The organism is Haloferax profundi (genome assembly GCF_001469865.1).
GTDB classification, from domain to species: domain Archaea; phylum Halobacteriota; class Halobacteria; order Halobacteriales; family Haloferacaceae; genus Haloferax; species Haloferax profundi.
This window is the reverse complement of sequence record NZ_LOPV01000432.1, coordinates 1-5,003: the sequence shown is the minus strand read 5'-3', so window position 1 is coordinate 5,003 and position 5,003 is coordinate 1. Positions and strand designations below refer to the sequence as shown.

Genomic DNA, 5,003 nt, shown 5'->3' with positions numbered 1-5,003 from the left:
AGGCAGTCGCCGCCGAACCCGAGGCGGGAACCGCCACAACCGAGACGACGGCTGCCGACTCCGGCCCCGTCGCCGGTGAGCGCGTCCCCTTCAAGGGCGTCCGAAAGGCCATCGCCGACCAGATGCAGCGCTCGAAGTACACCGCGCCGCACGTCACCCACCACGACGAAGTCGACGTGACGGAACTCGTGGAACTGCGCTCGCAACTCAAGCCCGTCGCCGAAGAGCGCGACACGAAACTCACCTACATGCCGTTCGTGATGAAGGCGGTCATCGCGGCGCTCAAGGACTTCCCGCACATCAACTCGCAACTCGACGAGGAGAACGAGGAAATCGTCCTCCGCGACGAGTACAACATCGGCGTCGCCGCCGCGACGGACGCCGGTCTCATGGTTCCGGTCGTCCACGACGCCGACCGCAAGGGTATGCTCCAGATTGCCGACGAGATGAACGAGTTGGTCGAGAAGGCCCGCAACCGCAAGATTTCGCCCGGCGAGATGCGCGGTGGCACCTTCACCATCACCAACATCGGCGGTATCGGCGGCGAGTACGCGACGCCAATCATCAACTACCCCGAAGTGGCCATCCTCGCACTCGGTGCAATCAAGGACAAGCCACGCGTTGTAGACGGTGAAATCGTGCCTCGAAAAGTCCTCACCCTCTCGCTGTCGTTCGACCACCGCATCGTCGACGGCGCACAGGGTGCCCGCTTCACGAACCGCATCAAAGAACTGCTCGAAGACCCCAAACTGCTGGTGTTAGAATAATGGTCGTTGGAGATATCGCGACCGGAACCGAGGTGCTCGTCATCGGTGCCGGACCGGGCGGGTACGTCGCCGCCATCCGCGCCGCACAGCAGGGGCTGGACACCACGCTCGTCGAGAAGGACGCCTACGGCGGCACCTGCCTGAACTACGGGTGTATCCCGTCGAAGGCGCTCATCACGAGCGCGAACCTCGCCCACGAGGCGGGCAACGCCGAAGAGATGGGTATCCACGCCGACCCCGTCGTCGACATGTCGCAACTGCGCGACTGGAAGGACGGCGTCGTGGACCAACTCACCGGCGGCGTCGAAAAACTCTGTAAGGCCAACGGCGTGAACCTCGTCGAGGGAACGGCCCGCTTCAAAGACGAGAACGCCGTCCGCATCGCCCACGGCGGCGAAGGACAGGGTTCCGAGACCATCGAGTTCGAACACTGTATCATCGCCACCGGGTCGCGCGTCATCCAGATTCCGGGCTTCGACTTCGCGGACGAGCAGGTCTGGTCCTCGCGCGACGCCCTCGCCGCAGACACCGTCCCAGACCGCCTCGTCGTGGTCGGCGGTGGCTACATCGGCATGGAACTGTCCACGACGTTCGCCAAACTCGGGTCGGAAGTCACCGTCGTCGAGATGCTCGACGACATCCTCCCCGGGTACGAGTCCGACGTGGCCCGTGTCGTCCGCAAGCGCGCCGAAGAACTCGGCATCGACATGAACTTCGGCGAAGGTGCCAGCGGATGGCGCGACGAAGACGATGGCATCATCGTCACCACGGAAACCGAAGACGGCGAGGAAGCCGAGTACCGCGCCGACAAGGTGCTCGTCGCCGTCGGACGCTCGCCCGTCACCGACACGATGGAACTCGAAAACGCCGGCATCGAAGCCGACGAGCGCGGGTTCTTCGACGTGGACGACTTCCGCCGCACCGACGTGGAGCACATCTACGCAGTCGGTGACGTCGTCGCCGACACCCCGATGCTCGCCCACGTTGCCTCGAAAGAAGGTATCGTCGCTGCCGAACACATCGCTGGCGAACCCGTCGCCTTCGACAGTCAGGCCGTCCCGGCCGCCGTCTTCACCGACCCCGAAATCGGCACCGTCGGGATGACCGAAGACGAAGCAGAAGAGATGGGCTTTACCACCGCCGTCGGGCAGATGCCCTTCCGCGCCTCTGGCCGTGCCCTCACCACGGGCCACGCCGATGGCTTCGTCCGCATCGTCGCCGACGACGACTCCGGGTTCATCCTCGGAGCGCAAATCGTCGGCCCCGAGGCGTCCGAGTTGGTGGCTGAAGTCGCCCTCGCCATCGAGATGGGCGCGACGCTCGAAGACGTTGCATCCACCATCCACACCCACCCGACGCTCGCCGAAGCGGTCATGGAGGCCGCCGAAAACGCGCTCGGACAGGCGATTCACACGCTGAATCGGTAACGCAGCAGACTCAGTCGTCGTTTTTTATTCGTTCTCTATCCACCACAAAGCCAGCATCGTCCCCACCACTGCCACGGCGGCGGGAATCGATTTGTCGATACCGAGTGTGCGGAAGTCGAGGAGGACCACACCCTCTAACTGGGCAGCGAGGGCGAGGGCTACGAAGACGAACCCCGCCACCCACAGCTCGGGTGTGTTGACGTCGCTGATAGACATGAAAATCGATACGACGCCAAGCATGATAAGCGTTAGCAGTGTTCAAACCTTGCCAGCCAGCAGTGCGTGCCGGGGCAGGAGGGGCCGTGCGGGTGCCTGCGACGCGGTTACTCCTCGTCGGCGTCGAGGATGTTGTAGCCCTCGAACACCTTGCCGAGGCGATCCATCGACGAGACGACGACGTCGCAGGCGGGTCGAACCGCCGTCTTCGGGACGAACCCAACCGACAGGCCGGCGACTTCGAGCATCGGCAGGTCGTTCGCGCCGTCGCCGACGGCGACAGTTCGCTCCATCGGCACGTCGTGTTCGGCGGCGTGATTTTCGAGGGCGGTGTCTTTCGTGCCCTCGATGAGCGACCCCTCGACGCCGCCGGTGAGTCGGCCACCCTTCACGGGCAGGTGGTTCGAGACGATGTCGTCGACTTCGACGCCCTCTTTTTCCAGTGCGCGTTCGACACCACGCTCGAACCCGCCGGTGAAGATGGCGACGTGGTGGCCGTAGTCGCGGAGTCGCTGGATGAGTTCTGCCGCACCGGGACGGAGTTCTACCTCGCCGTAGGCTTCCTCGGCGAGTTCCTCTTCGAGTCCGTCGAGGAGTCGAGCACGCGAGCGAAGACTCTCCGCGTAGCTAATCTCGTCGTTCATGGCGCGCTCGGTGATGTCGGCCATCTTCTCGGCGGTGCCGTTCTTCTCCCCGAGGAGGACCGTCATCTCCGAGTCTGAGAGCGTGCCGTCGAAGTCGAAGGCGATGATTCGCATATCTGCCCGTCATCGCCGTGGGCTTTCAACTATACGGTCGCGCGGAATCTTTTCCGCAAGTCGACTCACTCGTCGTGACGAGATGCCGATTCCGTGAGACGAAGCCCAGAAACGACAGTACAGCCCCTATTGGCTCGACGTGGTACGTGGAGACTCTTTTCGGAAAGCATCGGCGTGGTCCTCGACGAATTCACGCATCGTTCGAGGTGGTCGCCCAAGCACGCGTTCGACGTCGTCGGTCACGCGACCTGCCAGCCCCAATCTGGCAGTCGTGTAGATTCCGAGCATCACGACGACGAACGTGAGTGGGAAGCCACGCCGATACATCGTCGTCGTGAACGCGACGGGGCCTGGACGAGTGTACTCGATACGCCGGTTCAACACGGCTGAAAAGGTATCGGCCACGTCGTCGTACGTCAGCGCTTCCGGGCCCGTTACGTCGTACGCACAGTTCTCGTGTCCGACTTCGGTGAGTGCAGCGACGCCAACCGCAGCGATATCTCGAGCATCGACGAAACTCGTCGTGCCCTCACCTGCGGGGACGAAAATCTCGTCGCGCGCGGCGATATCCTCTCGATGGACCTCGGAGAGGTTCTGCATGAAAAACGACGCCCGCAGAAACGTGACGGTCACGTCGACATCTCGGAGATGGTCCTCGATACGGTGGTGGGGTAACAGTGGGTTCTTCTCGGCACCCAGCACCGAGAGATAGACGACGTGGTCGACACCGACCCGGGAAGCGGCATCGATAGCGGGTGTGAGATGGCGCTTCACGCGACCCTCTGATGGCGGTCGGACGAGGAACATCGCATCGACATCCTCGAACGCTGCACCCCACGTCTCGGGTTTGTGAAAGTCGAAGTGGACACACTCGACGTCGCTCCCGAACTGCTCGCAGGCTCGTTCGACAGCACGAACACCCGCCCGCACGACGACGTCCTTCTCGCGAAGTTGGCTAACGACGTGACTTCCGACGGTTCCTGTGGCACCAGTGACGAGTATCCGTTTCATTCGTCTGTTAGTCGTGGGAGGGAGTCGACGAACAATTCGTTCCCGTTCGACCGGTTGTTCCGACCACTTCGATTTGCATACACGCCTTACGACAGAAGAACCGATAAATATGTGAACAGTTTTCGCGTCGTCTGCTGACTCTCGGTTGCGTCCAGAGCGTCCACCCGACGGAATCACCCACGTCGTGAAAGCGAGCCAGAACGTGAAGAATCGTGTGAGACACTCTCACTGTCACGATATCGGCCGTTGTGGCAACTCTTAACCCCCGTGAGTATGTCCCTACGCGCATGAAGGTACTCGTCACGGACCCAATCGCCGATGCGGGTCTGGACAGACTTCGTGAGGCTGGGTACGAAGTAGAGACCGCATACGACGTCGAAGGTGACGCGCTGCTGGACGCCGTCTCCGACGCAAATGGGCTCATCGTCCGCTCCGGGACACAGGTCACCGCCGAAGTATTCGAGGCGGCACCCGAACTCGTCATCGTCGGCCGTGCCGGCATCGGTGTCGACAACATCGACATCGACGCCGCCACCGAACACGGTGTCATCGTCGCCAACGCGCCCGAGGGGAACGTCCGCGCCGCCGCCGAGCACACGGTTGCGATGGGCTTCGCCGCCGCGCGCTCGATTCCGCAGGCACACGCCCGCCTGAAGAACGGCGAGTGGGCCAAGTCCGACTACCTCGGCAACGAAGTCAACGGGAAGACGCTCGGCGTCGTCGGCCTCGGCCGCGTCGGCCAAGAAGTCGCGAAGAAGTACCACTCGCTCGGGATGGACCTCGTCGCGTACGACCCCTACATCGGCCAAGAGCGCGCCGAGCAA

6 protein-coding genes are annotated in these 5,003 nt (G+C 62.9%); 3 read left to right on the top strand and 3 right to left on the bottom strand.

The genetic code is table 11. The features are described from left to right. Together AUR66_RS14760 and lpdA are read left to right on the top strand one after the other, a co-directional pair. The coding region (locus AUR66_RS14760) for a dihydrolipoamide acetyltransferase family protein (RefSeq protein WP_197409797.1) at positions 1-767 on the top strand (767 nt) is incomplete at its 5' end. Beyond that, on the top strand, positions 767-2,194 hold the full coding sequence (gene lpdA / locus AUR66_RS14755) for a dihydrolipoyl dehydrogenase (protein WP_058573039.1): 1,428 nt from the start codon (positions 767-769) through the stop codon (positions 2,192-2,194). The genes AUR66_RS14760 and lpdA, both read left to right, overlap by 1 nt. 24 nt (positions 2,195-2,218) lie before the next feature. Here lpdA and AUR66_RS14750 read toward each other — a convergent pair whose 3' ends face one another. From AUR66_RS14750 to AUR66_RS14740, 3 genes are all read right to left on the bottom strand, one after another. Further along, on the bottom strand, positions 2,219-2,410 hold the full coding sequence (locus AUR66_RS14750; RefSeq protein ID WP_058573038.1) for a hypothetical protein: 192 nt from the start codon (positions 2,408-2,410) through the stop codon (positions 2,219-2,221). Positions 2,411-2,517: 107 nt separating this feature from the next. Further along, positions 2,518-3,168, bottom strand: coding sequence for a phosphoserine phosphatase SerB (gene serB / locus AUR66_RS14745; protein WP_058573037.1), 651 nt, complete (start codon positions 3,166-3,168; stop codon positions 2,518-2,520). 126 nt (positions 3,169-3,294) lie between these two features. Further along, a complete protein-coding gene (locus AUR66_RS14740; RefSeq protein WP_058573036.1) occupies positions 3,295-4,179 on the bottom strand; it encodes an SDR family oxidoreductase in 885 nt (294 codons plus the stop codon). Between the two features lie 287 nt (positions 4,180-4,466). On the opposite strand from AUR66_RS14740, the gene AUR66_RS14735 reads away from it, so the two are divergent. After that, a partial coding sequence (locus AUR66_RS14735; protein WP_269432606.1) for an NAD(P)-dependent oxidoreductase occupies positions 4,467-5,003 on the top strand: 537 nt, incomplete at its 3' end.

Coding starts and splice junctions, on each gene's coding strand:
- lpdA (WP_058573039.1), top strand. CDS start 767: ATGGTCGTTGGAGATATCGCGACCGGAACCGAGGTGCTCGTCATCGGT.
- AUR66_RS14750 (WP_058573038.1), bottom strand. CDS start 2,410: ATGTCTATCAGCGACGTCAACACACCCGAGCTGTGGGTGGCGGGGTTC.
- serB (WP_058573037.1), bottom strand. CDS start 3,168: ATGCGAATCATCGCCTTCGACTTCGACGGCACGCTCTCAGACTCGGAG.
- AUR66_RS14740 (WP_058573036.1), bottom strand. CDS start 4,179: ATGAAACGGATACTCGTCACTGGTGCCACAGGAACCGTCGGAAGTCAC.